The organism is Burkholderia mayonis (assembly GCF_001523745.2).
Lineage (GTDB): Bacteria > Pseudomonadota > Gammaproteobacteria > Burkholderiales > Burkholderiaceae > Burkholderia > Burkholderia mayonis.
Genome location: NZ_CP013387.1, coordinates 1,372,973 through 1,399,850, shown reverse-complemented (window position 1 = coordinate 1,399,850; position 26,878 = coordinate 1,372,973). Strand labels below are relative to the sequence as shown.

The following is a 26,878-nucleotide window of genomic DNA, read 5'->3' as shown; positions in this document are numbered from 1 at the left end:
GCGTGTTCACACTACATTGATTTAAGGTTATGCTTCGGGGATGGAAATCTCCGAAGCCCAATACAAACAGATCGAACATTGCCTGCCGCGACAGCGAGGCAATGTGAGCCTGCCGAACCTGCAAGTGCTCAACGCGATCCTCTATGTTGCTGAGCACGGATGTAAATGGCGCGGCCTGCCGCCACGTTTCGGTCGCTGGCATACGATCTACACGCGCATGAATCGTTGGTCTCGCAACGGCGTACTGGACCGAGTGTTCACGGAGTTGCAGCGCGCACAGATTATTCGCGTCCGAATTGAAGCGGTATCGCTGGATAGCACGATCGTGAAGGTTCATCCTGACGGCACCGGTGCGTTAAAAAAAATGGACCCCAAGCTATCGGCAAGTCCCGTGGAGGATGGACAACCAAGATTCATATGGTTGCCGCGGATGCTCGAACAGCCATAACGTTCGCACTGTCGCCCGGTCAAGCCGGCGATGCGCCGCACGGACGTGCACTGCTCGAGCGCCTGGGACCGCCGAATCGGCCGCTGCACCTGCTGATGGACAAGGCGTACGAAGGTAACGAAACCCGACAGCTCGCGCTCGATCTCGGTTTCATCCCGGTCGTTCCTCCGTTGAGCACGCGCGTCGAGCCTTGGGAGTACGACCGGGAAATGTACAAACGTCGCAACGAAGTCGAGCGGCTGTTCCGTCGATTGAAGGGCTTTCGTCGCATCTTCTCGCGCTTCGACAAACTCGATCTGATGTTCATTGCCTTTATCAACTTCGCCCTGATTGTCGAAGCCCTTCGATAGTGTGAACACGCCCTAGAGGAGCGGTTGTGCTCGCCGGCAGGCCAACCCGACGCCTGCATGAAACGGCGATGGCAGTCGAACAGTTCCGCTCCCCCGACCGCCGCCGGGAAATTCAACTCGCAAACCGCATAGCACGTCGGCCGGCCCGCGCCCGGACGATCAGCCGGCGACCAGCTTGACCAGCTTCAGCCCGGCCGGCAGAGATTCCCCAAACGCGCGCCCGGTATCCGCGTTGTCGAGCGTCACGACCTCGCGCACCATTTGGCTCCACGCAGCCGGCGCATTCACGGACGCGAGCCGGCGCACGACCTTGTCGCGCACGTCGAGCGTCAAGTCGTTCGAACGGTCGCCTGTCATGCGCGCGATCTGTACCGCGGCGAATGCGGCCGGCTCGACCTTCTTCCAGTCGACCGCGAGGATCGCGTCCAGCCAGCGGCTCGCCACGTCGGGCGGCACGACGCCGTGCGCGCTGCCGTACAGCGGCCGCCGCGCGCCGATGCGTCCGATCGCCCACCAGCACTGGTGATTCTCCGTCGGCCGCTGCAACCGCGCGAGCAACCGTTCCCCGAGATCGATCTTGCGATCGATGGCGACGCGCTCCAGCGACGCCGCGAGGCGGACCATGTCCATATCGCCGATCTTCGCGGGATCGAACGGCAGCTTCGGCCGCTTCGCGCCCGCGGCCTCCTGCAGCCAGGCCATCGCGTCGAGCGCCTGGCGCTGCGCCTCCTCGACGAGTCCGCCCGCCGCGCGGCGCCACAGCGTCCACCATTCCGACCAGACTCGCCCTTCGTTCACGTACTGGATGCCGTCGTCGAACAGCGTCCAGAGCTGCGCGACGCGCCAATCGTCGAGCGGGTAGCCGAACCCCGGCCGCACGCAATAGCCGGCGAGATTCAGCCAGACGCGCTCATGATCCGCCGAGCGCCGTCGCCGGCCGACGCGCGCCCACAGCGCGCCGAACAGTTCGCGGAGGAGGGCGATGTCCCAGTTCTCGCGCGGGCCGAGCAGTTGCTCGAGCTGCGCGCGCAGACGCCGGACCTCCTTCGGATCGACGTTCGCGAGGCGCGCGCCGAACGAGCGGTCGATCAGTTCGACCGCCTTGTCGAGCGACGGATGAGACGGCGCGTCGGCCGCCCCGTCTTCGGCACGCTCGCGCCGCAGCTGGAATTCGAGCAGCCACCGTTGCGACGGGTCGTCCGTCGCGATGCAGTGCATGTCCAGCGTGCCGACCTCCGTGAGCGACGTCGTCAGCTTGACCCGCCGCTCGCGCGATCCGCCCGCGTCCTGCTGCTGAACGACGGTCGCCACGGGCGGCAGGCGGACGAAGTCGCCCGCTGCGAGATCCACGAGCTCGCCCGGGCGCCACGCGTTGTCGGCGACAGTCGACGCGAGATGGAAACGCACCGGATGCCCGAGCCGCAACACGAACACGCGATCGTCGAGATGCACCTCATGACCCTCCGCAGTGCCGCGCGGCAACACGCACACGCCTCGCGACGCCTGAGCATCGTCGTCGACGACGAGAAAGTAGCTGCGCGGCGAGCCGCCGCCGATTCGCGGCGCCTGCCCGGCGCGCGCGAGTCCGTATGCGACCGCGCCCCGCGCGACGGCCACGTCCGGATGATCGTTTTGCAAGACGTGCAATGGCTGTCGGCGCCAGTCGCCGAGCACGTCCGCAAGGCGGTCGGCGAGCGCCTTCGAGCGGAACACGCCACCGTTGAGCAGCAGCGTATCGGGTATCGGCAGCGTCGGATTCGCCGCGTCCGGCGCGCCGAGCGCATCGCGCGACTGCGCGGCGAGCCGATGCAGGAACGCCGCGATGTGCCGCGTAACGGCCGGGTCGGCGGCGTAGGGCAGGCCGAACTCGACGAGCGCGGCCCGCGGCTTGCGCGGCAGGTCGTCCGGACCGCTGGCGGGAAAGAACCCGTCGACGACGATCCGCTCGACCTCTTCCCGGCTCAGTTCCGTCTTGCGCGCGCCGCCGACGAGCCGGGCGCCCGAGCCGAGCAGCGTGACGCCGACCGTGTCGGGCGGGGCCGCATCGAGCAGGCGTTCCTTCGCCGTTCGGCATCGCTCGACGAGCTGGGACAGACTCGCGGCCGACAGACGCGCGTCGTCCTGCGTGAGACGCGTCTCGGCGAGGCGCGCGAGCGCGAGATCCATGTTGTCGCCGCCGAGCATCAGGTGATCGCCGACGCCGATGCGCGTCAATTGCGGCTCGCCGTCCTCGACGTGCACCTTGATCAGCGTGAGGTCGGTCGTCCCGCCGCCGACGTCGCACACCAGCACGAGCCGCGTTTGCTCAAGCGATTCGCGCAACGTCGTCCGATGATGGAACAACCAGTCGTAGAACGCGGCCTGCGGCTCTTCGAGCAGGCGCAGCGCGGGCAGTTGCGCGATCCGCGCGGCTTCGAGCGTGAGCGCGCTCGCGCCGTCGTCGAACGACGCAGGCACGGTGAGCACCACGTCCTGATCTTCGAGCCGCGCATCCGGGAAACGGCTGTTCCACGCGGCGCGCACGTGCGCCAGATAGCTGGCGCTCGCGGCCACCGGCGACACCTTGCCGTTGGCGTCGGTCGCGCCCCACGGCAGGATCGGCGCGAGTCGATCGACCGATGCATGCGACAGCCAGCTTTTCGCGCTGGCCACGAGCCGGCCCGGCACCTGCGCGCCCAGCGAGCGCGCGAGCGTGCCGATCACGGCGGGCGGCGGCGCGCCGACGGCTTCGCTGCCTTCGGCGTCGCGCCACGGCAGCCGCAGATCGCCGGGCGCGAATTCGCCCGCTGCCGGGTGATAGCGCGCGGACGGCAGCAGCGGCCGCGCGCCGACCTCGCCGGGCGCGACGAGCTGGTCGACGTCGAACACGCGGATCGCATCGCCGCCCGTCTCGACGTACGCGACGACGGTATTGCTCGTCCCGAGATCGATGCCGACAATGAACGGTTTCATCGGTCAGGCATTCGCGCTGCCGCGCACGTCGAACTCCACCTTCCAGCGCTCGTTCGTGCCGCTTTGCAACGCCTCGAGTTCCAGCGTGCCGGCCTCCGTGACGCGCGCGTGCAGCTTCACCGGCACGATTTCACCGGGCGTGCGCCCCTCGGGCGGCAGCGTGGCCTCGATCTCCTCGAGCTCCTGCAATTCGTCCGGCGACCAGAAGTCGAGCAGCGTGCCGACCTGATCCTGGCGGCGCACCGACGAACCGAAGAAGCGGAAGTGCACCGGCTCGCCGACCACGAGGCCGAATTCCTGGTGCGGCAAGGCGGCGTCCGTGCCTTCCTCCATGCCGAACGGCGCGACGCACAGCGCCTGGATCGGCGGCTCGAGGCCCGGCACGGCCGGCATCGCCGATTCGATCGCGATGTAATACGCGCGGGCCGTGCCGCCGCGAATGCGCACGCCCTTGCCGCGCTTCACGTAGCCGTAATACGCGGCGCCGCGGGCCACCGCGAGGTCGAGATCCGCGCCGCCCAACAGACGGGCCGCCGCCGCGCCGTCGGCGGCGAGCCAGCCATTCAGCGTGTCGAGAATGCGCTCGACGAGCAGCGGCGACTTGAATACGCCGCCGTTGAACAGCACCGCGGTCGGATGCAGGAAGCTCGCCGCGCCGTCTTGCGCGTGCTGCAGTCCGTCGAGCTCCGCGAGCGCGGCGACCTGCCGGCCGAGGAAGGCCGCGAGATGCCGCGTGATGCCGGCGTCCTGCGCATAGGGCAGGCCGAGCTGCGTCAGGCCGGCGCGCGTGCGGCTCACGGGCCGCGTCGACGCGTCGACTTGCGGAAAGAAGCCTTCGAGGATCGTTTGCGTCAGTTCGGCGCGAGTCAGCTCGGTGCGGATCGAGCCGCCGATCAGCTTCGAGCCGCGGCTCGGCACGACGAGCGGCACCGCATCCGTCGCCGGATCGCTCAGCAGCGTTTCCTTCGCGCTGCGGCACGCGTAGGTGAGGGCGCGCAACTGCCACGGATCCGCCTGCGTGCCTTGCCCGGCGAGCTTGCGCGCGACGACGTGGGCGAGCGCCAGGTCCATGTTGTCGCCGCCGAGCAGGATGTGCTCGCCGACCGCGACGCGATGCAGCTCGAGGTTGCCGTCGCGTTCGACGACCGCGATCAGCGACAGGTCGGTCGTCCCGCCGCCGACGTCGACGACCAGGATAATGTCGCCGACCTTCACCTCCTTGCGCCACGCGCCGCTGCTTTTCTCGATCCAGCTATAGAGCGCCGCCTGCGGCTCCTCGAGCAGCGTCATGCGCGCGTAGCCAGCCGCCTGCGCGGCCTCGGCCGTCAATTCGCGCGCGGCCGGATCGAACGAAGCGGGAATCGTGACGGTGATGTCCTGCTGATCGAACGGCGCGTCAGGATGCGCGTGGTTCCATGCTTCGCGCAGGTGGGTCAGATAGCGCACCGAGCTTTCGAGCGGCGACACGCGCGCGACTTCCGGCGGCGCGTCGCTCGGCAGGATGCCGGCGCGACGGTCCACGCCCGGATGGCACAGCCAGCTCTTCGCGCTCGACACCAGACGAATCGGCGTGCCCGCGCCGCGGCTGCGCGCCAGTTCGCCGACCGCGAAATCGCGCTCGGCCGCCCACGGCAACGCGAGATCGCCCAGCGCGAGTTCGTTCGGGTGCGGCAGGTAGAGAAAGGACGGCAGCAGATCGGACGATTCGATCGCGCCTGGCGCGGTGAGCTGCGCGACCGGCAGCACGCGGAGGCTCGTTTTCTCGCCGTCGCTGGCCGCGAGATCCACGTACGACAATGCGCAATGCGTGGTGCCCAGATCGATGCCGATCGAATAGCGCGGCTCGCTCATAGCTCCACCTCGGCCGGCGCGACGATCGTCGCGTCGTGCCCCTTGTTCAGCTTCGGCAGACGCACCGCGTCGACGCGCCAGCCCCGATGGCTGATGCTGCCGTTGAACGGCGGCTTGCCGACGACGTTGCCCGTGAGACGGATAGCGGTGGCGTCGAAGCCTTCGCCGATCGTCACGCGGGTGCCTTCGGCTTCGTCGCGCACGGGACGGATCGTGAAATGCTCGCGCAGCGTCGCCCGACAGCCGTCGTGCACGAGGCGCGCGGCGGCGCCGATGTCCGCATCGGCATAGCCGGCGATGTCTTCTTCGACGAAATCGATCAAGCGCGCGTCGCGCTGGAGCAGCCCGAGCAGCTGGAGCGCGGCGTCCGGGCTCGCTTCCCGGATGATTTCGGGCGCGGGCGCCGCGGCGGGTTGGGGCGGCGCGACGGGGGCCGCGGCCGGCGCCGGTGGGGCATCGGCTTCACGCAGCCGATGCGCGCGGATCGCGAGTTCGCGGTCGCCGAGCACGGAAAAGAACAGGCCGAAGGCAAGCGAGAGTCTGCCGGCGAATGAAATGTTCGGTTCGGTCATGGGGAAAAGCTCCAATGGGCCCGCCTGGACGGCGAGCTATCCTCCCGGACGCGGGACGAGCCACAGGCGGGCGTCGAAGGTCCTGTTCCGGCATTACGTATCTGAGCCCGACGGGCTCAAAACCCGTATTTTGCCTTGATCTGATCCGGAGCCGGCCAACGCGCGCGTGCGAGCGTTCATTTTTTGCGAATTTTGTCGACCGATCGCGCGTCGGAGGCCATGCGGCGCAATGGTCGGGCACGATGCGTGCGCAGGCGGAATATCGACTGGAGTAGCGTACTATGCGGGCGAAGGGCGGCACACGCGCCGCGGACGCGCACGCCGACGCACGCGTCGCGCGCCATTGCTCGGCATGACGCGCCCGCAATCGCCTGAAGTCGTTGCGGCGGCCAAACGGTGCGCCGGCGTGCCGCATTCGCGCCCGGCTTGCGGCTCAGGCGACCAGCGCCACCGACAGGTTGCCGAGTTGGCCGAATCGCACCGTCAGCTCCTGGCCAAGCGGCACGTCAATCGCCCCGGCATACGATCCGGTCGTCACGACCTGGTCCGCCCGAACGGATTCGCCGCGCGCGGCGAGAAAATTGACGAGCCACAGCAGCGGCTTGAACGGATGTCCGTCCGGATGGCGGCCATCGATCGACCAGTTCAGCCCGCCTCGAAATTCGAGCGCAATGACGTCGAGCGCGGCGTGCAGACCGTCGGATACGGCTGGCCCGACACACAAACCCTGGTTGAACTGGCCGTCCGCGAGCAATTCAAACACGGTCGCGTGCGACGGATCCGCATAGCGGCAGCCGAGCACTTCGATTGCGAGACGTACCTCGCGAATCGCGCCGCGCACCTCGTCCTCGTCGTACGGCCTGCCGCGGGGCGGCAAATCGCGGTCGAGCACGAAGGCGATTTCCGGTTCGATCCGGACGGTCGGCGTATCGGCGACGACCCGGAACGGGCCGGCCGACGTGGGAAACATGTGGATCGTCGACGACAAGATCGGCGCGACCACGACGCGCCCCGGTGGCGGCAGCGCGCATTTCCATCCACCCACCGGCTCGCCCAGCCATTCAGCGACGCGGCTCTGGATCGCGAGGGCCGTTTCGATGTCGTCGGGCCGGCAGGCGTCCGGCAGAAGCGCGCCGGCGACGCCGGTGCGACGGGCCGCAACCAGATGTCGCGCGGCGCCATCCACGCGTTCGAGAGTGTTTGTCATGTCGTTGTCGTGTCGTTTTGCGGAATGAACGGACGGCCTGCGGGCGCGCGCCCGAATGGAGGCAACGGACGCGATAATAGCGTTTTGATCGTGATTTCATCACGCGGCGACCGTGCGGCATCGACGATCGGTGCGTCGGGCGGCGTGGCAGGCGATGCGGCACGCGCGGCGCGCCGAGCATTGCGCGTGCGTGCTTATCTGTGGCCACGCGCGCCTCGGGCATGCGGTCCGCAGTCGGTAGGCCGCGCGATGCGCGGGCGATGGCTGCGAGGCTCGGCTGCGCTTGCTGCGGTTCTTCACTATGCTGTTTCTGGTTTGGGTGCCGGAAGTCGGATGATGGCTGCGATACGTGGTGTGAGCTTTACGAGTTCCGGCGGCGGCGTCGCCAGCTCTGTCTCGGATGCGCCTCATCGAAGGCGGTTGTCAATGTCGATATGGACGCTCGCCGATGGGATTGCGAGAACGCCGCGCCGTCGACTGCTACAATCTCGGCTTATTTTCTAGTGGGCTGGAAGTTATGGGCTTTGAGCAACTTGCGTCGTTGCGCGATCAACTTGCGAGAGACGCCGAACGGGAACGCGCGGCGAAGAAACCGCGGAAGCGGGATGCCAAGCAGGCGACTTCGCCGAGCTCGACGGATCCGGTGCTGTTGACGATCGCGAAACTCCAGAAGCGGTTTCCCGTGGCTTTCCCGAGAAATCCGGCGCCCAAGGTTCCGCTCAAGGTTGGCATACTCGAAGACTTGATCAATCGGGCGCAAGAGCTCGGCTCGAACGAGGCGGAGTTGCGGGACGCGATGAAGACCTGGTGCCGCGGGAATCGTTACTGGACGTGCCTCGTCGACGGCGCTGTGCGCGTTGATTTGACGGGCGGCGAAGCGGGGCGGGTGTCGCCGGCCGATGCGAAGCGCGCGCGAATGTTGAAGGCGCGTCGCCCGGCAAAGGCGCCGTCACAACCGGCAAAGTCCGAGCAGACTCCACAATAGCGATAGAAATCCGCACGCCCGTCGGAGCGCGGGCGGCGTATCGATAAAGACACATATCACGTGACAACCAGCAAAATTCATTCGCTGCAGAAGCAGCTCGGCCACGTCAACTTGCTTCTCGAGGAAGCCCGGAAGAAAGAGAAGGCGGATGTACTGGCCGCCATTCGGGAACAGGTGAAGCAGTACGGCATCACGGAGTTGGAGTTGCTGAGGGCCGCGGGCTTCGTGAAGGACAAGCCGAAGAAGCTGCCGGCCAAATACTACGATCCGTCATCGGGCAAATCGTGGACGGGCCGCGGCGCCTGCCCGAAATGGCTGGAGGGCAAGAATCTGGATGACTATCTGATCCGGGCCGCGCCGGAGCCTTGGTGGCCGGGGGAGAACCCGTAATCCAGTGATGGAGGCGGTCCGGGGACTTGGCTCTGCCGGCGCAGTACCCACCAGGCCCGCGTCGGTCATCAGCCGGCGCATCATTTCCTTGCTTCGAGCGTACGAGACCTTCCGGTCCGCGTTCGCGCAGTCGTTCGACTAGCCGAACATTTGAACTTAGCCAGAAGTGGACGGTACAAATTAGCGGCTACATCCCAGTTATGTCGATAATTCACGTTATGTCAAATCACTGAAGCTAACTGGAACTGGCATTCCTTTTGCGTTGGTTTGCATGAATTTGTTCTAAAAATTTGCGTAAATTTGTTCCTGTCCACATGGGCGTACTTTCGTGGCGTCATGCTCACGACCTATTCCGGCAGAGCCTTCCCGGGGCGCGGATGCCGCGGCGGAATGCGCTTCGCGATCTCATAGACTGATTTTCCGCTCACCACCGTCCGGGCGACAAATTGCTCCAGCGCGGTGAGCAATTCGCGGAACTCGGGTTCATTCGGCGACCAGCCGCGATGAGCTGCCGCATTTCCAGCGTTCGCTACGGTGGCCAGCACAATCGCCTCAGTCTCGCCAATGAAACCGTTGCTCTTCAGAACGTCGACCTTCTTTTCCAGCGACAAGCCCGGGTCGATCTTTAGAAACTCTGTCGCTCGATCAAGCGCGGTCCTTAGCCCTACCGCAGCCAGAATCAGCGCCCCTGTTGATTTCGCGTCGTAAGTTTGCGTCAAAATCGTGGCGAGCTGTGGGTCTATGCTTGATAAATCCCAAATCCAGTCTGGCCGGTCGTTGCTTTTGTCGGGCATCGGGTAAGTCGTTACAGTGACGGGGTTATACATCTCTTGTGTCCCATCCACACCTATTCGTATGTCCCAGTCCTCAGAATCCCAACTACTGCGCCAATAGAAAACAGTTTCGCAGCCCAGGCATTTCAGCAACCGGTGATCGACTTTCCCATTCGCTGCATTGCGGCCGTCAGTCCACTCCCACGGCTCATCTAAGAGATGGTTTCAAAAAGAGCCCAAGTGGCTGTTAACTTTTTCAGCATTCTGTTAACCCTGGTCGTCGTGATAGACGGGCCAAGGAGATGGGTAAGCCAATCATTGATGACGAACTGTGGGCACTGATCGAACCACTGCTACCTCCGCCAAAGCCGCGCCGCTTCAAGTATCCCGGTCGCAAGCCAGTAACGGACCGCGCGGCTTTGACGGGCATCCTATTTGTGCTGAAGACGGGCATTCGTTGGCGCGACTTGCCGTCCGAAATGGGATGCGGCTCAGGCGTAAGTTGTTGGCGCAGGCTGCGCGATTGGCAGCAAGCCGGCGTGTGGGATCGACTGCACGCAGTGCTGCTGGCGAAATTGCGAGCCGCCGATGTCAATGATCGCCGCTATGGAGCCAAACCGGGATCGGCGTATTGGCGCCACCTCAGGATCGGCGTAATGGAGCCAGCGGATGATCGCCGTATTGGCGCCACCCCAGGATCGCCGTAAAGGCGCCAGCCGATGATCGGCGTAATGGCGCCACCCCCGCCGTAATCGGGAACGCGTTTCGAACTTCCATCAACTGGTTACCCTTCGAGCTTTTTGCTCGGAGGGGCCGTGAGTAACCGGAGGTTCGAAGTGTTTGAGTACCGCCAAGTCCTCGCGCGCATGCGCCAGGGCGATTCCGATCGCGACATCGCCCGCGCCGGGCTGATGGGCCGCAAGAAGTTAGCGACCATCCGCCAGGCTGCCCTCCAGCACGATTGGCTCACCCCCACCCGGCCACTGCCCGATGACGCCGTGCTGGCCGGCATGTTCGGCCGCAATCCGCAACTGCCGCGCACCTGCGTGTCGACGCTGGAGCCGTTTCGCGAGTTGATCACGCAATGGTTCCACGCCGACATCCAAGGCACCACGATCCACAGCGCGCTGCAGCGCAATCACGGCTACAGCGGCAGCTACTCGGCCGTGCGGCGCTTCCTGCAAGCGCTGGTCGTCGAGCGCGGAGTTCCGGCCACCACGGTGCTCGACTTCGCACCGGCCGACGCCGTGCAGATCGACTTCGGCGCCGGCCCGCAACTGCTCGACGCCGCCGGCAAGCCAGTCAAGACCTGGTTTTTCGTCGCTACGTTGTGCTGGTCACGCCACCAATACGCAGAGCTCGTGCTCGATCAAACGGTAGCGACGTGGCTTGCTTGTCACCGCCGAGCATTCGACTGGTGGGGTGGCGTCCCGGCGCGAACCGTGATCGACAACGCCAAGTGCGCCATCACACGGGCCTGCATGTATGACCCGGAAGTTCAACGCTCCTACGCCGAACTGGCCGAAGGGTATGGCTTCAAGATCGATGCATGCCCGCCGCGTGACCCACAGAAGAAGGGGATCGTCGAATCAGGAGTCAAATACATTAAGAAGTCCTTTGCTCCTTTGCGCGAGTTTCGTGATCTCGCCGATGCCAACCGTCAATTGCGCGAATGGATCATGAGCGAAGCCGGCAATCGCCTACACGGCACGACGCGCGAACAGCCGCTGGCGCGCTTTGCGCTCGAGCGATCGTTACTGGCGGCGTTGCCCGATGTGCCGCCGGTGCTCGCTGAATGGACCAAGGTCAGCGTGCACCGCGACTGCCACGTGCAGTTCCATAAAGGGCTGTACTCGGCGCCGTGCAAGCTCGTGGGCCAGACGTTGTGGCTCAAGGCGACGGACACCACGGTGCAACTGTTTCGTGAGCATGAGCTGGTCGCCGCGCACCCGCGGCTACATCGCCCTGGCGCTCGCTCCACCGTGCGTGATCATCTGCCGCCCGAAGCCCAGGCTTGGCAGATGCATGACCCGCAATGGTGTTTGGCCGAAGCCAAACGCATCGGCCCGGCTTGCCATGCCGTGATCCTCGCGTTGTTCAACGATCAAGTGCTGGTCAACTTGCGGGGCGCGCAGGGCATCTTGCGGCTCGAAGCGAAGGTCGGCGCCGCTCGTCTGGAAGCCGCCTGTCAGCGCGCGATGTCCTTCAGCAGCCCGCGCTACCGCACCATCAAGACGATCCTCGACAAGGGCCTGGATCAACTGGCCGAGCCCGTCCAGCCCGATCTGATCGACGTCGCCGACACCTATGCCCGCGGCGGCCGCTTCTGCCGTGACCTGCCTTCCATGATGAGCCACTGAGATCCCGACATGAATCCGATTCCCGAACTGAGCCCGATGCTCAAACAACTGCGCCTGTCCGGCATCCTCGACTCGCTCGAGCAACGTAACCGCCAAGCCATCGACGGCAAGCTCGCCTACACCGAGTTTCTCGCGCTGCTAATCCAGGACGAGATCGCCCGGCGTGAGCACAAGAAGCTGAGCACGCGGCTGGCGCGCGCGAGCTTCCGGCCCGGCAAGACGCTCGAGTCGTTCGACTTCGATCGGCTGCCCAAACTGAACCGCGCCGTCATCCAGGACCTGGCCACCGGCCGTTACCTACAGGAGAACGCCAACGTGCTGATCGCCGGCCCCACCGGCGTCGGCAAGTCGCATCTGGCGCAGGCGCTGGGCCACTGCGCCGCGCGTCAGGGGCACGACGTGCTGTTCCTCACGCAAACCAAGCTGCTCAACACGCTGCATGCCGCGCGCGCCGTCGGCAACTACGAGCGCCGGCTGCAGCAACTGGTGCGCGTGCCGCTGATCATCGTCGACGACTTCGCCCTCAAACCCATCACGGCGCCGCATGACGAAGCGTTCCACGACCTCGTCGCCGAGCGTTATGAGCGCCGCGGTTCACTGGTCTTGACGAGCAATCTGGACTTCAGCGAATGGGGCGACGCGTTCCCGGCCAACCGCATGCTCGGCGCCGCCACCCTCGACCGGCTGCGCCACGGCGCCTACCGGATCATCCTCGACGGCGACAGTTATCGAGTGCCCAGACAGTTATCGAGTGCCCAAATCGATGCCGGAATCGCCTGTTTCAGGCATTGAAAAACGCGGCAAAAACTAGCATTCTTGACGGCGTTCGAAACTGCGTTTCCCAACCCTTCCAAGTGGCGCCTTTACGCCGATCTTCCCAGGCTCCATTACGCCGATCCGTGACACGGCGTCGACCACCGGTGCGAGCAGCACCGTGATGCTGCCCATCCAATACCCCATCGCACCCGGATCGACCTCGACGCCGTCGCGCGCGTACATGACTGCCTGGCGGTGCAACGGGATGTGGTACGCGAACTTCGACACGGCGATGTGTGCGAGCAGCGCCGGACTTGGACTGCCCCGATCGATCGGGCGGCTTGGCGCTGCGGCCTGCACGATGCGATCGCAGCGCGCGCAGGCCAACTTCGGGCGGCGGTGACGAATCACGGGGAAGTGCGCCCTCACGTATTCGAGTTGTTCCACGACGTCCTCGCCCAGCGGCTTGAGCTGCCGCCGCAATCGGGGCAGTCATCGTCCGCGGGCAGATGAGTGCGCACTTCGCACTCAAGGTGATCGGGCAACGGCTTGCGGCCTACACCTTCGCGACCCGGCCGCGTCACCGCAGGGGCGGCGGCCATATCGGCGGTGCCTTCGTCGGCCTGCAAATCTTCCAGGCGCAATTCGAGCTGTTCGATCTGGCGATCAAGCGAGCGGAGTTCGTCGGACCGGGGGCGCCCGCTCGCGTCAGTTTCAGCGAGCTCGAAGCCGGATAGGCAGGTTGCGCGCCCGGCTGCGGCCGGGTTTTGAGCGTGTCGTCAAGTCCGCCTGAAGCGCAGCGTCGAGCACCCTGCCGGTCTCCCGAAACGAAAATGGAGACCCGCCATGAAGCGCCTGGATCGCTGGCTGAGCTTGCTGCTCGCGGTGCTGCAGGTGCTCGAGTTCGTGCTCGAGCATTGGCTGTGACGCTGACCCGCCCCGTGAGGGGCGGGTCAGCGCGAGACGATGGTCGAGCTTGACGGGGGCATTCTCGGAGGGTTAATCCGGTCGATGCTGACTCAGCCAGCAACTCATTTGCTGCATGGAGTTGGAGCAACGAGCGCGCGGCCTCGACGTTGTTCGTGTGCAGCCACTCTAGCCACTCAGAAAATGCCCCCGAGGCCGATAACAAGGTGATTGCAATGCTTGCATCTCCTCCGGATGATGCTATCATTGATAGCAATCGTTGATGGAGAGGTAAGCATGGCAAATCTTGTGGTGAGGAATTTGGATGACGCGCTTGTCCAGAGCCTGAAAGAGCGCGCGGCGGCGCACGGCCGGAGCGCGGAAGCCGAGCATCGCGAGATTCTTGCGAAGGCCCTGCGCCGGCCGCAACGCAAGACCTTCGCGGAAGTGCTGATGGCGATGCCGAATGTGGGTGATGACGCCGATTTCGTGCGAGTGGAAGACGGCGAGGCAGGGCATGTATTTGGTTGACACCAACGTCATCAGCGAGATTCGCAAACAAGGTCGGGCAAACAAGGGCGTGTTGGGTTTCTTCCATGCAGCGACGCGTGACGATATCGACCTGTACCTGTCCGTTGTGACGGTCGGTGAGTTGCGGCGAGGCGTCGAACTGATTCGACATCGAGGGGATGAACCGCAGGCAACGCGCCTCGAAAAGTGGCTGAACACGGTGTTGCAAGAGTTCGGACAAAACATCCTGCCGGTTGATGAAGAGATTGGTCAGGTGTGGGGGCGTCTGCGAGTACCGCAGCCGGAGCACGCACTGGACAAGTTGATTGCGGCAACCGCGTTGATCCATGACCTGACGGTCGTTACGCGCAACGTCGACGACTTTGCAGGAACAGGCGCTCGCGTCTTGAACCCCTTCCAATAGCAAAACAGGAACAGCGCGTTAAATTGGGAAATCCGCATGGGAAAGAAAATCGCCTTTTGGGCACTATCGCTCACTCTAGCAGTCGCAATTGGAGTAATCACGGCTGCGAACGTCCAGTGGATGAAGGCTGACCCAATAGCGTGGTCGTCGTGGGGTTGGATTGTGATGATGTTGATTGGCGTGATATTTAGCGGCGGCATTCACTTTGCCACCTCGCGCGACGCGTAGGATGAGCTTGCCCCCGAAAAACGAATCCCTTGCTGAGCGTTTAAACTCAAGCAATGAGAGTCAAGAAGATGAACAAGACGAAGCGGGCGCGCTACACGCTCGAATTCAAGATAGAAGCCGTTCGGCTGGTCAAGGCAGGCCAGAGCGTTGCCGCGGTGGCCGCGACGCTGGACGTGCCGACACAATCGATTTCCAACTGGTTCAAAGCTGAACAGGAAGGCAAGCTCGGCGGAGCTGGCACGAAGCCGGTAAGTCCGGAGCAGATGGAGTTGTCGAGACTTCGTGCCGAAGTGGCGCGGCTGAAGATGGAGCGCGACATCCTAAAAAAGGCCTGTGCGTACTTCGCGAAGGACTCAACGTGAAGTACGCCTTCATCGAACGCAATCGCTGTCACTGGCCGATTTCGGTGTTATGCGAAGTGCTGAAAGTCAGCCCCAGCGGCTTTCACCAGCGACGGCAACGCGCCGCTCAGGACAAGCCGCAGCGCAGTCGCGTGGGCGACGATGCACTGCTGGCGCACATCAAGGCGATTCACGCGGAAGTGAAAGGCGAATACGGCTGGCCGCGCATGTGGAAAGAACTGGTTGCGCGCGGCGTACGCGTGAGCAAGGAGCGCGTTCGCAAGCTGATGGCGCAGCACGGCGTGCGTGCCCGGCACAAGCGCAAGTACATCGCGACGACGAACTCGAATCATGGTCTGCCGGTCGCGCCGAATCTGCTCGAGCGCAACTTCACGGCGCTGGCGCCGAATCAGGTCTGGACGAGCGACATCACCTACTTGGCGACGGCTGAAGGCTGGTTGTACCTGGCCGTCAGCCGCTGACGCTCGGGCGTGCCGCCGCGCTTCCACGCACGATAGCCGTTGACGCTCACGCAAAGGACCTCGCACAGCGCCGCAAGCGGGTATTGCCGGCACTGTGTGTCAATTGTGAACGCCGGTCCAAATCCGACACTAAACGACGGCGTTCTGGAATTGAGCGTTTGAAGTGGCCGTGCTTGGAAGATGATGTTTGCGGGGTAGCGACGCTGCGGATGCCTGACGCTTTGCGCGTCGGAGGGAGCCCGTAGGGCGAGTGCAGACGCGCAAAGCGCGTTGAGGGATGACGGCGCGGATCGGTTGCGGTAGAAAGGCACACCGCCGAAGAAACAACCGGCGCGACACCGGTCAAACCGCCAAGTTCACCCCGGGGTCGCGCCACACTGGACACAGGTGCGGGGCCACGGGGCCAAGCACAGGGACACGTGCAGCCGCAGTATTCCACGGCTGGGCGGACCCTGTCGATATCGACCTGCCATCGGCGTTCCACGGGGACCGCCGATGCTGCCCACGGGCCGCTTCTTCCTGTGCGCCCGCTGCCGGGCGCAGGTGTTCATTTGCCGCCGCTGCGATCGAGGCCAGATCTATTGCGCCGGCGGCTGTGCGCAAGCGGCCCGGCGCGCGAGCTTGCGCGAAGCGGCTCAGCGTTACCAGAGTTCTCCCCGCGGGCGTCTTGCCCATGCGCAGCGCGCCCGTCGTTATCGAGCGCGACACAATAAAGTGACGCATCACGGTTCACCTGCGACGGGGCCCAGTGCTCTACTGCCAGCGGACTCGATGCGCGCCGCTGTCACTCACAGTCGTGTCGCGGCATCGGCGCCGGCGACAACGCATTGCCATCGATGCGGCTGCGCCTGTTCGCCATTCGTGCGCCTTGGCCCGTTGCGCCGTCGAGTTCCTCACTGCATCTACCGATTCCGAGGAGGCTCTAAAGGTGACGATTGACGCTGAACTCGAAGCCCATATCCTGCGGCTCTACCACGTCGAGAAGTGGCGCTGCGGCACGATCGCGCAGCAATTGCACGTGCATCGCGGCACCGTCAAACGGGTGCTCGCACAAGCTGGTCTGCCGCGTCATGGACCGGCGCCGCGGCCTTCGATGATCGAGCCATACCTGCCATTCATTCGCCAAACGCTGGAGAAGTATCCCACGCTCACCGCCAGCCGCCTTTACGGCATGGTGCGCGAGCGCGGCTATCAGGGCCGGCCCACGCACTTCCGACATCTGATCTCTCTGCACCGGCCACGCCCGCCTGCCGAAGCGTACCTGCGGCTGCGCACGTTGCCCGGCGAACAGATGCAATGCGACTGGGGGCACTTCGGTCACTTGCATATCGGCCGTGCGCGCCGGCCCTTGATGGCCTTCGTGATGGTGCTCTCGTACTCGCGCGAACTGTATCTGCGCTTTTTCCTCGATGCGCGTATGGAGAACTTCCTGCGCGGCCATATCGGCGCCTTCACGCGCTGGGGCGGCCTCGGTAGGGTCGTCCTCTACGATAACCTGAAGAGCGCCGTCCTTGAACGCCAGGGCGACGCCATTCGTTTCCACCCGACGCTGCTCGCCTTCGCCGTAAGCGATCATTGATCAACGCCCTGTTCCTGCGAGGCTAGACGGGCGACGATTGTGTCCACTTGAACGAGGAGGTGGACGCAATGACAGAGCACAGCGACGATCTGAGGTCACGCCTGGTGACGGGCTTCGAACGCGACGGGCGGCGCCGGCGTTTTGATCCGCAGGCCAAGCATTCGCCGAGCAACCGAATCAGCTCGTCGCGGTCCAGTTGCCCGCCGCTCGCCTGCGTGCGCGCGTAGGTCGTCAACAGAATGCCTTGCGCCGCCCGCAGCGCCGCCGCCGCGCCAGTACGCAGCTCCGCGCCCTCGCCACGGTCGTTCCCGTGGCCGTTCTCGCGCGGTTGGGTCAGGTACCCGAGATTGAGCTGCGAATGCGCATGTTCGCTCGCCAGCTGCGCGCTGATCTGATTCGGCGTGTCGTCGAGGCGCAGCTGGTTGTACCGCTGCCCCTTGATTTCCTTCGTCTTGATGCCGGACAGGTAACGGTTGCCCGGCAGCCGGCCCGTGTGGCTGAACGTCGCCGGCGGATGCGCGCCGTTGCTCAGCACCCCGATGATCACCAACCGGTCCGGATCGCCGCCGACACAACCGAGAAGGACTTCCATGCCGACGCGCGGCAGAAACGATGCCCCAAAATTCGTTCCCGCGAGACTCGTCGCGACGCGAATCGGCGCGCTATCGCCCGCATTGTCGTTGGTGCCCACACCCTGCGCGTGCGCGTGGTCCGCCGGATCGAGGCCGTGAATCCGCACGCCCACGCGGCCGTCCTCGTCGCAGAACACTTCTTCGCCCTCAGCGCCGACGATCGTGCCCGTCAGCAGATGCACGGGCGGCAAGTCCGTTCGCGGATCGTACGCGGGCGCAAGCGGCACGCCGCGGCGCACGCAACTGAACGTGTTCTCGTAACGCGTATCGGCATCCTCCGCGAGCGCGGCCGGTAACGCAGGAGCTGCCTGCGCGAGATTGCGGCTCGCCGCGAATAGCGCCTGCACGCGTTCGTTGAGTCCTTTCGGCAGGTTGTTCCAGACGGCGTGGTCGATCGACGTGATCACGAACTGGCGCTTGTCGTCGAGTTGCTTGTCCCATTCCGGTGCGCCCGTCAGCGTGATCCACGCACCCACGGCAAGATCGCGCACACTGCTGACGCCGTCATAGCGTTCGGCTTCGAACTCGTGCGCGAGCATGCGCGCGCGGGTGAGCCGCTCGTGATCGCTCCAAGAATCGCCCGCGTGCGGGATGTCGATCGCGACGTCGGTCAGCAACTTGGCCAGGTCGTTGCCTGACTCGCCCTGATCGAGACTCGAGCCGACGGTCGATTCGTCTATCCTCGCCTTCTTGTAGTCCCACGACGGCCGGCCTTGCCCGGAACCAGTTGCCGGTGCAGCGCGAACAGCGTGACCGTGTCGCGTTGCTCGGTGCCGCCGTCACGCGGATGCAATCGAACCGTGCCGGCGGGCGCTTGAGGCAGCGACATCGGATCGTCGCAGCATACGAGCGTATGCACCGGCGTTTCGTCGTGAACGTTCTGCATGCGCTTCGCCGGGCCGGCCTTCGCAAACACGGTGATCCCTTCGCGACGCAGCAGGCGACGCACGAAGTACGCGTCCGACTCGTTGACCTGCCGCGTCAATTCGCGGGGCGGATAGCGGTCGGCGCGCAGGTGGGAAAGATCGAATTCGAACGCGCGCGCGAGAGCCGGACTGCGCTGCTGCCACTCGTTGAACAGCGCGATGAGAATGTCGACGACGTTCCGCTTCCGAAACACGCGCGAATTGGTGCGCTTGTCCATCAGCGACAACGCATCGCACACGGTCAACTGGTACACGCAGAGTTCGCCGTCGCTTTGTCCGATCTGGACGTCGCTGATGATCGCGTTCACCATATGCGGTTGTCCGCGGTCGGTCACGAGCCGGATCGATACCGGAATGCCGAGCAACACGCCGGGCGGCAGGTCGTGGCGGGTCGACACGCAGGTCAGACTCCCGCGAATCCCGGACATCAAGCCTTCCTGAACGCTCGCGTGCTGCAGCGCCAGCAGATGGCCGATCGCGGCCTGCGCGGCGCCGAAGTGCAACGCGACCGGACGTTTATTCCAGTCGACCGCCCCCGACGCGAAACCCCGTAGCGTATCGTTCAAATTGGTCACGGAAGACTCTCAGGTTTCTGCTTGGATTCGAATTGGAGGAGCATTGATTCGTGATGTGATTGAGGCGCTCCTCACGGAGCGTTTATTTTATCAAGGCTGAGACAAATGGCGGCCAAATTAACGAAGATTTACCATCGCGCTGACAGCGGATGGTTCTACAACATGGAGTTGACCTGTCAGAGTTAACAGGTCGATTCGGGAAATTGGTCCGCTGAGCATTGGCCGTAGCGCCCCTTGCGTCGAAATGGACCTCGAGAGCGGAGAAATCTCCGCCTACTGGTTCGAATTTTCATGTGTCTTTCAATGAGCGCGCGTGCGGAGTGCTCGATTGCTGATCAAGCAAATCGATCGACAAGAAATTCGTCGCGCGGCAGGCCAGCCATCCACTTTGGGCATCGGCCTCGACCGCTCCACGTTTCGCCCGTCATCGGGTTCCGATATTTCGGCGGAAGTGGGCCACGCCGCTTGTCTGGCGAGCGAAGGCGAGTCCATTGCGGAAAGATCTGGTCTGGCCGAATTTCGTACTTCAAGACAGCCCCTCGAATCTCCGAAAGTACCGCAGAGATTTCACGCTCTCTAGCTACTTCGGCCTCCTTATTGAGTGCATCGAGTTGAGCTTTCAGTTCTTCGTAAGTTGCCACAATTTCTCTCCAATAGAATTACGTTTAGACGCACGCATCCGAGCGCCGTGCGACGTCAGGGGCGGGTGTTGTGTGCCAGGCATGCGACAACACGGTGTGAATAAAAAGGCGATCGTCGATACCAACGATCGCAAAACCGCCTGCACCGAGGCAGATCGGAGGGCAGCAGGCGGTGGTCAATTCGAGCCGATCAACTACGATTCGCGTATCTGGGCCGCCCGCCTGCATAGAAACGAGCGGGACAGGAATCGTGGAATCACTCTGAGGCACCCATCAGGAGACGACCACGTTCGATGCGGTCGGCCGCAGCGGTGGGTAACACGGGCGCTTTTCGATGAGGATGAAGCGCGAGTGCTGCGAGGGGCACCGACTAAGCCTCGAGCGCTCAAGGCGAGTCGCTCGGATGCACTGGCAATCGCCGCTGATCTGAAGGTGCAGCAACTCCAATGTTGCCGTAGAATAACGTCAGCCATGGTGGTTCTCTCAATGTGTACGCCTAGGTCAGGCCGCGTCGAGTGTTGGCGCACTCAACACGGCCGTTCTGTTTCTGCAACTTTGTTGACGGCATGTGGTGTTGGCGCACCCAATGCGGTCATTTTTTGGCTAGCCCCTCCTTTCTTCCTCGAGCCTGGTTCAAACCTAATGCATGACCGCTACGGCCAGCAAACACACCTCGAACCGCATAAGTGCGCCCTCCCCCCATCGGTACGTCGACTCCGATGCATGAGCGCATAGGTGCGCAGCAGATCTCAAATTGCTCTTCCACCGCTCAGACGGCATGTCACTGTGGCGTCCATGTCGCACTTGGCGCGAAGTCTACTCCGTCAACGCATCAGAATCGCGCCAGTGCAGCCACGTCATCCCTTCAGTTTCACCCACACTTTGTCACGCAGCGACATTGCTGCTGGCGAGCAGATCTTCATCGGCTTCAATCGCTTCCTAAATTCCGCCGGTGGGTTGATGGTCGGATCCTTCTGCAGTTCAGCAGTCAGGAATTGAGTCGATCCAATGATCGCATCGTGGTATCGATTAAAATTTGACGCCTCAGCGATATTTCTTGGCTCCATCATCCAGTCGATGAATTTGTATGCGTTGGTACGATTCTTTGCCGCCGCTGGTATGACGAAATTATCAACGTACTCGTGCACGCCTTCTTTCGGGTACATGAACACGATCATCGGAAGGACCTTGTGGTACTTCGCGGCGTCGGCGGACCAATCGTGATTAAGAACCACTTGTTTTGATTGGAATCGCTCGACGACTCCATCATTCGCATACGCGAGAAGATAAGGCTTCTGCTTCAACAGGACGCTGAGCACACGTTTTGCATCTTGGGGATTTTCCGAACACTCGTCTTGGCCGAGATACCAAGATGCCGCCATATACAACTCTTCCTGCACGTTCAGCGCGACAATCTTGCCCTTCAAGTATTCCGGCGGCTCAAAGAACGTTTTCCATGAGTCTGGCAATACCCCGCCTGGCACGCGTGACGTGTCGTAGACCAGACCGGTAGTGATGACTTGATAGGGCATCCCATAGTCGCGATTCGTATCGCCGACCGGATGAGCGTAATCCGGCCGGATGTTCTTGCTATTGGGCAACTTCGCTTTGTCGAGCTTCTCGAGCAGTTGTTGCTTGCTTAGCATTGCGACGTACAAATCAGACACGATCACGACGTCATAGTCGCTTCCGCCCGCCTTCATTTTCGTCGTAACGGCCGCGTCGCTGTCATACGCGGTCAGCGTGACGTTGATCCCTGTCTCCTTCTTGAACTTCTTCAACAGCTCAAGCGGGTAATAGCCGGGCCAATTCCCAAAGCGCAGCTCCTCCTGCGCGTGGGCGGGTTGAAGTGTAAAGACGACAGCCAATGCGAGGGGCGCTGCAAACTTCATACCGCATTCTCCAAAATTGAGAGTTGTCTTTCACGGCCGGTAGCCCTCGACAACCACACCGACAGTAACGTGACCGCGAACGAAACGACAAATACAATTGTCGCGAGCGCATTCACGTTCGGCTTAACGCCTCGGGTGATGAGACCGTAGATATACATTGGCAGGGTTGTCGTTGCAGTACCCGACAGAAAGTACGTTGTCACGAAGTCGTCGATCGAAACGAGAAATGCGAGTGCAAATCCAGCAGCAACGCCAGTTCTGATGAATGGCCAGACAATGTGATGAAATACTTGCCGCGGGGAAGCGCCGAGGTCAGCGGCTGCTTCGAGATACGCACGATCGATCCTCGACAGTGATGTACGAATCGGCAGATATGCAAACGGCAGACAGAAAACGGTGTGCCCGAACACGATTGTCCAGAAATTTAGTTTTACTGACGCGATCGAGAAAACAATCAGTGTACCGATCGCCAGCACTATTTCCGGGATAAGCAACGGTGCTGCGATCAGTCCAGCAGTGATTCCCGCTCCTGGTTGCCTCTGCCGTGAGAGAAATAGCGCGGCTGGCAGCGCGACTAGACAAGACATTCCGGCAGCGAGCGTAGCAATCAAGAACGAGGTTCGAGCGGCACGTAATGCGGCGGTGTCGCGAAGCACGATCTCGTAGCCGTTCAATCCGAAGCCCTGCCATACAGTTGCCGACCCCCCACTATTGAAACTGAGGGCCACGAGCACTGCTATCGGCGCGTACAAGAAGATAAAGAACACTGCCGCACCCAGTCGCAGGCCTGGAAAGATGCGCACATCACGCATGGGCCTCTCCTGCGCAACCTTTGACGATGAAATACTTGATCAACACGCCGATCAGTACGAATGCGCACATTGCAATCGACAGGGCGGCTCCAAGAGGCCAGTTATGCGCATCACCGAACTGCAGATTGATCAGGTTGCCGAGCATCATAGATTTCGCGCCGCCGAGCATGTCCGGAATGAGGTAAGCACCTAGCGACGGGACGAATACCAAAGCGCATCCGGAGACAATGCCACGCTTCGCAGTAGGAACGATGACGTCCGTCACGATCGTCCATGGGGTTGCACCGAGATCTGCGGCAGCATCAACGGTGTCCCAATTCATTTGCTCTAGGCTCGTAAATATAGGTAGAACCATGAAAGGGATGAAGGCGTACACTAGGCCAATTACGGTTGCGGCATCCGTGTACAAAATCGACGGCATACTGATTCCGAATAGTCCGTCGCTCACACTCGTGAGGACACCACCGTTCCGCAACAGCAGGATCCACGCGTACAGGCGGACAACTAGACTTGTCCAGAACGGTACCGTGATGATCAGAAGGAGTCTGGTGCGGCGCCGCGCAGGCTGCATTGCGACATACAGTGCTGCGGGAAAGCCTAGCGCCAAACAGCCCACGGTTGCGATTCCGGAGAGCGTCAAAGTACGCAGCACGATGGCTGCATAACCAACATTCAGCGCCCACGTCCCATCGAGATCTTGGTCATAAAGAAGCCGCACGTATGCTTCGGTACTAAACCTACCCCAACGTATGCCTCCCCATTCTTGTGGGCTCGACAGCGAACCAAGGGCGATCACGCTCATGGGAAGAACGACACCGGCCAAGACCACGAGCACGACAGGAATGATGTTCCAACGGCGCGACGTCTCGAAGCTAGCCCCGCTCGGGTGCACAATGGCTGTTCCGATAGTATTGCGGCGGAGACCCAAAGCTCCGGCTAGATGCAATGTCATAAGTTTGGCCAGTTGCTGTTCTGTTGCGTTCTCTCATACGCCCAGCTTTTTGCCAGTGCGCTTATATTCTGTTCTGATGTCGCAGTGCGTACTTTTAGCTTTTCCCGGAGAATAGTCAATAGGCAGAGGATGTCAACCATAGGCATTTCGCGACAAATCTGATAATTTTATTGTGCGAACTGACACTATATATTGGTGCAAATAGCTTTTTCTGGATGAGTCTTGACATGGCAACTACTGAGATCGAACCGATCGATGAGCATCAAACGCCTGTTTCATTGCACACGGTCTCGATCGTGGTAGGGCTCCTATCCGAGATCGGAGTATCTGCGGCTGACGCGCTGAAGGGAACCGAAATCAGCGCGTCTCAACTCGATAACGACGGTTTGGTGATCACATATGCCCAAGAACTTGCAGTTCTAGAAAATGCGAAACGCCTCTCCAACGACCCCACGCTTGGACTCAAAATCGGCTGCGCGATCCACGTGTCGATCGGAGGAGTTCGGGGTTACGCAATGCAATGTGCGCCGACATTCGGCGATGCCTGGCAATTCGCGTGTGACCACCCGCTGACTGGTGAGTCGTACTTCCGAATGCGCATGGAGGTCGAACGAGACCTGGCATCGATTATCGTCGAGGGCTATCGATTCGACGAAAGTCTTCGCCAGTTGAACACGGAGATCTGTGTTGCTGCAATACGAACCGAATCACAGGACATGCTAGGTCAACCGGCTCCTTTCACAAAAATCGAATTCGCGTGGCCAAAAACGAAAATCCCGAAGCGGACGTACAGAAAGATCTTTGGGTGCCCTGTTGAGTTTAATGCGCCGGTGACCCGCGTTAGCTTCCCTGCCTGGCTGCTTCGATCACGACTGCGCATTTCGAATAAGGCTGTTTTCCGCCAACTTCTGCCACGCTGCAAACAACTCGAATCTCAACTCGCGAACCAGACAAAGCAGTCAATAACCGCTCGGGTCACCCATCTACTCTATCAATCTTTGGCTGGCTATCGAAACCTGAATGCGGTCGCGGACACGCTTGGTTTCAAGCCGAGGACTCTGCAGCGCCGGCTCGAAGAACAAGGCACAAGTTTCAATGCGCTCGTCGAAGGCGTGATGATCGATTTGGCAAAAAACTACCTTCAGAACCCCGCGATCCCCCTCTCCGATGTCGCGGCGAAGTTGGGGTATTTCGACCTTGCCACATTCAGTCGGGCGTTCGCAAGAGTGTCCGGAGATAAGCCCGGGGCATACAGAAAATTTCTGCTAGCTGGTCAACGTGAAGGTTTATGAAATGATTCCCCTGGTCGCACCGGTTGCGGTCCAACACCAGCGCGCAGGCTAGTCGCTCCGATAGGACCCGTACTTTCGCGTAGGCCATCTGCTGTCGCGCTGCTCAGCTATCTGCCGCGTACTCGATCTCGCCCCGCCTCTACGGCGTGATGAAGCCGGTTACGCCGGGCTATCAGCGCGCGCCCGTGTCGCTCTGCAACCACTCGTTCGTCGCATTCTAGCGCGTGTATGTGCCGCAGGACCTATCCGGGCGTTGGCACGGGTGCGCCGCTTGCGTTTATTCTTGCGATCGGCCACTACATCACGCCCGCGTTGCTTTGGGATCCGAACGATCAGGCGGTCAGCGAGTACCTCGCGTACTTCACGAACGGTGACGATCAACTGAGTGACGGTGCGCGCTCGGCGGCCTGCTGCTTGCCGCGACACTCGTGCTGTACGCGGTCTAGGGCCGCCTCACTCGCTCTCGGCCTCAAGAAGACGGACTTCCGCGGGAAATTCCTACTGATAGCGGTGCTGCTGTCGCCGCTGATCGTGCTCGTCGTCGTAGGCGTCGGCATGTATGTGTTCTTCGCGCCGCTCGGCGAGTCGTTCGTCGCGACGACCGTCGCTGCGATGCTGCAGGGCTTCAACTGGAATCTCGTGCGCTCGAGCCTGTCGCTCGGCCAGAATTCGGTGACGACGTTCTTTCACTTGACGCTGCTCGTGTTCACGCCGGGTGTGATGTCGGGCGCACTGTTCGCGGTCGCAACGTCGTTTGGCGAAATGGTCGTCAGGCTGTCCCTCGCGGGCACCGAACAGACGACGTTGCCGCGCGAGATGTTCACCGGCATTCGGGATAACATCAGCCCATCCGTCGGCGCGCTGGCGACGATTCTCATGGTGTTCTCAACTTGTCTGCTGCTTGCGCTAAAATTGCTGCGGGGCGAGCTCCTAAATGAGCGGTGGTCTGAGTCGGCGTGCACGTCACTTCCAGTTTTCGGACGCCAGCATCGTCCCTCTGCATCTTGATGTTCCGCAGTGGCAAGCATATTCGCGACAAGCTAGCTCGGTGTCTGGCTCCGCGGTTTCCAGTCCGTAGTCGATGAAGAGCTCTTCGCCCGGTGCGGTGTCGCGGATCACCTCAATGAAGATGCGACTCTTCCTCTCGACGGCGAGGCAGTTTGGCTCACACGCATGGTTGAGCCACCGTGCGCTGTTGCCCCCAATGCTGCCGTCGATGACGCGACCGTTGGACAGTCCGAAGTAGAAGGTATGTCCAGCGATTCCGTTGCGGCGATGCGCCACGATTGCAGTTCGCCACGTAATCACTTGCCCCTTGTACTCGAGCAACGACTCGCCTGCTTTAATTGACCGCAGCGCGAATACGCCTCGTCCGTGAATGCGCGATTTGCGCACGGTGAATCGCTTCATATGGAATCTTCGACGTCTCGAGTTAGGTTGACAATGTTGATGGGCCGTCGCTTGTCTCGATTTTCGGAAAGTACGCCCTCCCGGTCTTCTGTGACCGAGTGTCGGTAGCACGTTCGATAGTCGTGCCGTCGCTGCGACGATCCGAAGTGGCCCAAACGGAACTCACAGGTCATTTTTCGGGTGTGGCGATCATAGACGCGATCTCCGACCTGGCTACAGGCCGCTGCGTACCGGAGGTGATTTGAAGTAGGCTTCCTTGCGAGCCATCTGTCGCGCATCACCTGTGAGGATGAGGCATCGTTTCCGATCGGTGACTGAGGTACCCTTTGGCGCGTTCCGGCAACCGAAATATACGCCCGCAGTAAAGACGTCAATCTGCCTTTTCGCCGCCGTGGTTTTTGTCAATACAAATGTCACGTACGCACCGATAACGGCGCCGATGAGGATTGCGCAGCCCTGCGTCAGATTGCGATTCATTATTGAAGACAAGAGCCAGAAAGGGTTGGTGGATGCGCTCGGGACAAATAATCCCCGCGCGAAATCCGTATCGCACGTTCGCGTGTCCTGGTTCACTTTGCGCTAAAATAGCTCAGCTGCTTTTCAACGCTGAGTCCGGCGGCACGAGTGTGGAT

At 62.1% G+C, this 26,878-nt stretch carries 20 protein-coding genes and 6 pseudogenes; 14 read left to right on the top strand and 12 right to left on the bottom strand.

Annotation, left to right across the window (positions count from 1 at the left end):
- Window positions 1-40 precede the first annotated feature (40 nt).
- Window positions 41-798, top strand: a protein-coding gene (locus tag WS70_RS24895; RefSeq protein WP_108033955.1) for an IS5 family transposase whose coding sequence is annotated in 2 segments (ribosomal slippage) — window positions 41-356 and window positions 356-798 — 759 coding nt in all. Because the reading frame shifts where the segments join, the coding sequence is not laid out codon by codon here.
- Window positions 799-957: 159 nt separating this feature from the next.
- Here the strand turns inward: WS70_RS24895 and WS70_RS24890 are convergent.
- From WS70_RS24890 to WS70_RS24875, 4 genes are all read right to left on the bottom strand, one after another.
- Window positions 958-3,750, bottom strand: coding sequence for an Hsp70 family protein (locus WS70_RS24890; RefSeq protein ID WP_059596742.1), 2,793 nt, complete (start codon window positions 3,748-3,750; stop codon window positions 958-960).
- Window positions 3,751-3,753: 3 nt separating this feature from the next.
- The gene (locus tag WS70_RS24885) at window positions 3,754-5,601 is read right to left on the bottom strand and encodes an Hsp70 family protein (RefSeq protein ID WP_059596743.1); all 1,848 of its coding nucleotides are present in this window, start codon (window positions 5,599-5,601) and stop codon (window positions 3,754-3,756) included.
- Complete coding sequence (locus tag WS70_RS24880; RefSeq protein WP_059470976.1) at window positions 5,598-6,173, bottom strand: DUF2760 domain-containing protein; 576 nt, start codon at window positions 6,171-6,173, stop codon at window positions 5,598-5,600. The genes WS70_RS24885 and WS70_RS24880 overlap by 4 nt, the downstream gene beginning before the upstream one ends.
- Window positions 6,174-6,606: 433 nt before the next feature.
- Window positions 6,607-7,380 carry a 2-keto-4-pentenoate hydratase gene (locus WS70_RS24875; protein WP_059596744.1) on the bottom strand — a complete coding sequence of 258 codons (774 nt, stop codon included), beginning with the start codon at window positions 7,378-7,380 and terminating at the stop codon, window positions 6,607-6,609.
- Between the two features lie 517 nt (window positions 7,381-7,897).
- Here WS70_RS24875 and WS70_RS24870 point away from each other — a divergent pair.
- Both WS70_RS24870 and WS70_RS24865 read left to right on the top strand, forming a co-directional pair.
- The gene (locus tag WS70_RS24870; protein ID WP_059470978.1) at window positions 7,898-8,365 is read left to right on the top strand and encodes a ProQ/FinO family protein; all 468 of its coding nucleotides are present in this window, start codon (window positions 7,898-7,900) and stop codon (window positions 8,363-8,365) included.
- Window positions 8,366-8,425: 60 nt separating this feature from the next.
- Window positions 8,426-8,755 carry an H-NS histone family protein gene (locus WS70_RS24865; RefSeq protein WP_059470979.1) on the top strand — a complete coding sequence of 110 codons (330 nt, stop codon included), beginning with the start codon at window positions 8,426-8,428 and terminating at the stop codon, window positions 8,753-8,755.
- A gap of 347 nt (window positions 8,756-9,102) precedes the next feature.
- On the opposite strand, the gene WS70_RS24860 is transcribed toward WS70_RS24865, so the two are convergent.
- Window positions 9,103-9,549 carry a DUF4145 domain-containing protein gene (locus WS70_RS24860; protein WP_159082961.1) on the bottom strand — a complete coding sequence of 149 codons (447 nt, stop codon included), beginning with the start codon at window positions 9,547-9,549 and terminating at the stop codon, window positions 9,103-9,105.
- Window positions 9,550-9,830: 281 nt separating this feature from the next.
- Here WS70_RS24860 and WS70_RS24850 point away from each other — a divergent pair.
- The 3 genes and pseudogenes from WS70_RS24850 to istB form a co-directional block, all read left to right on the top strand.
- Window positions 9,831-10,127 (top strand): annotated as a pseudogene (locus WS70_RS24850) (transposase); the annotation flags it as partial.
- Window positions 10,128-10,364: 237 nt separating this feature from the next.
- Window positions 10,365-11,888 (top strand): IS21 family transposase, encoded by a 1,524-nt coding sequence (istA, locus tag WS70_RS24845; protein WP_082722130.1) that lies wholly within the window; start codon window positions 10,365-10,367, stop codon window positions 11,886-11,888.
- Between the two features lie 9 nt (window positions 11,889-11,897).
- Window positions 11,898-12,680: an IS21-like element helper ATPase IstB gene (gene istB, locus WS70_RS24840; RefSeq protein ID WP_108034042.1), complete on the top strand. Its 783-nt coding sequence runs from the start codon at window positions 11,898-11,900 to the stop codon at window positions 12,678-12,680.
- Between the two features lie 105 nt (window positions 12,681-12,785).
- Here the strand turns inward: istB and WS70_RS24835 are convergent.
- A pseudogene (locus WS70_RS24835) lies at window positions 12,786-13,315 on the bottom strand (IS66 family transposase); the annotation flags it as partial.
- Window positions 13,316-13,847: 532 nt separating this feature from the next.
- Here WS70_RS24835 and WS70_RS24830 point away from each other — a divergent pair.
- The 5 genes and pseudogenes from WS70_RS24830 (at window position 13,848) to WS70_RS24810 (ending at window position 17,114) form a co-directional block, all read left to right on the top strand.
- The gene (locus WS70_RS24830) at window positions 13,848-14,081 is read left to right on the top strand and encodes a FitA-like ribbon-helix-helix domain-containing protein (RefSeq protein ID WP_082722426.1); all 234 of its coding nucleotides are present in this window, start codon (window positions 13,848-13,850) and stop codon (window positions 14,079-14,081) included.
- A complete protein-coding gene (locus WS70_RS24825) occupies window positions 14,068-14,484 on the top strand; it encodes a type II toxin-antitoxin system VapC family toxin (protein WP_059598345.1) in 417 nt (138 codons plus the stop codon). Before WS70_RS24830 ends, WS70_RS24825 begins: the two co-directional genes overlap by 14 nt.
- A gap of 36 nt (window positions 14,485-14,520) precedes the next feature.
- Complete coding sequence (locus WS70_RS31860; protein ID WP_059598346.1) at window positions 14,521-14,712, top strand: hypothetical protein; 192 nt, start codon at window positions 14,521-14,523, stop codon at window positions 14,710-14,712.
- 68 nt (window positions 14,713-14,780) lie between these two features.
- A pseudogene (locus WS70_RS24820) lies at window positions 14,781-15,526 on the top strand (IS3 family transposase); the annotation flags it as partial.
- A 937-nt stretch (window positions 15,527-16,463) separates the two neighbouring features.
- Window positions 16,464-17,114, top strand: coding sequence for a hypothetical protein (locus WS70_RS24810; RefSeq protein WP_418230160.1), 651 nt, complete (start codon window positions 16,464-16,466; stop codon window positions 17,112-17,114).
- A gap of 157 nt (window positions 17,115-17,271) precedes the next feature.
- Here WS70_RS24810 and WS70_RS24800 read toward each other — a convergent pair.
- The 5 genes and pseudogenes from WS70_RS24800 to WS70_RS24780 all read right to left on the bottom strand — a co-directional run.
- Window positions 17,272-19,247 (bottom strand): annotated as a pseudogene (locus WS70_RS24800) (type VI secretion system Vgr family protein); the annotation flags it as partial.
- A gap of 335 nt (window positions 19,248-19,582) precedes the next feature.
- The gene (locus tag WS70_RS24795) at window positions 19,583-19,888 is read right to left on the bottom strand and encodes an H-NS histone family protein (protein WP_060822419.1); all 306 of its coding nucleotides are present in this window, start codon (window positions 19,886-19,888) and stop codon (window positions 19,583-19,585) included.
- Between the two features lie 857 nt (window positions 19,889-20,745).
- Window positions 20,746-21,780: an extracellular solute-binding protein gene (locus WS70_RS24790; RefSeq protein WP_059598491.1), complete on the bottom strand. Its 1,035-nt coding sequence runs from the start codon at window positions 21,778-21,780 to the stop codon at window positions 20,746-20,748.
- Entirely contained in the window at window positions 21,777-22,592 is an 816-nt protein-coding gene (locus WS70_RS24785; RefSeq protein ID WP_226382858.1) for an ABC transporter permease, read from the bottom strand. Before WS70_RS24785 ends, WS70_RS24790 begins: the two co-directional genes overlap by 4 nt.
- Window positions 22,585-23,394 carry an ABC transporter permease gene (locus tag WS70_RS24780; protein WP_226382857.1) on the bottom strand — a complete coding sequence of 270 codons (810 nt, stop codon included), beginning with the start codon at window positions 23,392-23,394 and terminating at the stop codon, window positions 22,585-22,587. The genes WS70_RS24785 and WS70_RS24780 overlap by 8 nt, the downstream gene beginning before the upstream one ends.
- 377 nt (window positions 23,395-23,771) lie before the next feature.
- Between WS70_RS24780 and WS70_RS24775 the strand changes: the two genes are divergently transcribed.
- The 3 genes and pseudogenes from WS70_RS24775 to WS70_RS24765 all read left to right on the top strand — a co-directional run.
- Window positions 23,772-24,836, top strand: a complete 1,065-nt coding sequence (locus WS70_RS24775) for an AraC family transcriptional regulator (protein ID WP_159082960.1) — start codon at window positions 23,772-23,774, stop codon at window positions 24,834-24,836.
- Window positions 24,837-24,973: 137 nt separating this feature from the next.
- Window positions 24,974-25,282, top strand: a pseudogene (locus WS70_RS24770) (ABC transporter permease); the annotation flags it as partial.
- A 13-nt stretch (window positions 25,283-25,295) separates the two neighbouring features.
- Window positions 25,296-25,844, top strand: a pseudogene (locus tag WS70_RS24765) (ABC transporter permease); the annotation flags it as partial.
- Here the strand turns inward: WS70_RS24765 and WS70_RS24760 are convergent.
- Window positions 25,800-26,246, bottom strand: a complete 447-nt coding sequence (locus WS70_RS24760; protein WP_082722457.1) for an SET domain-containing protein — start codon at window positions 26,244-26,246, stop codon at window positions 25,800-25,802. The pseudogene WS70_RS24765 and the gene WS70_RS24760 overlap by 45 nt on opposite strands.
- Window positions 26,247-26,878 lie beyond the last annotated feature (632 nt).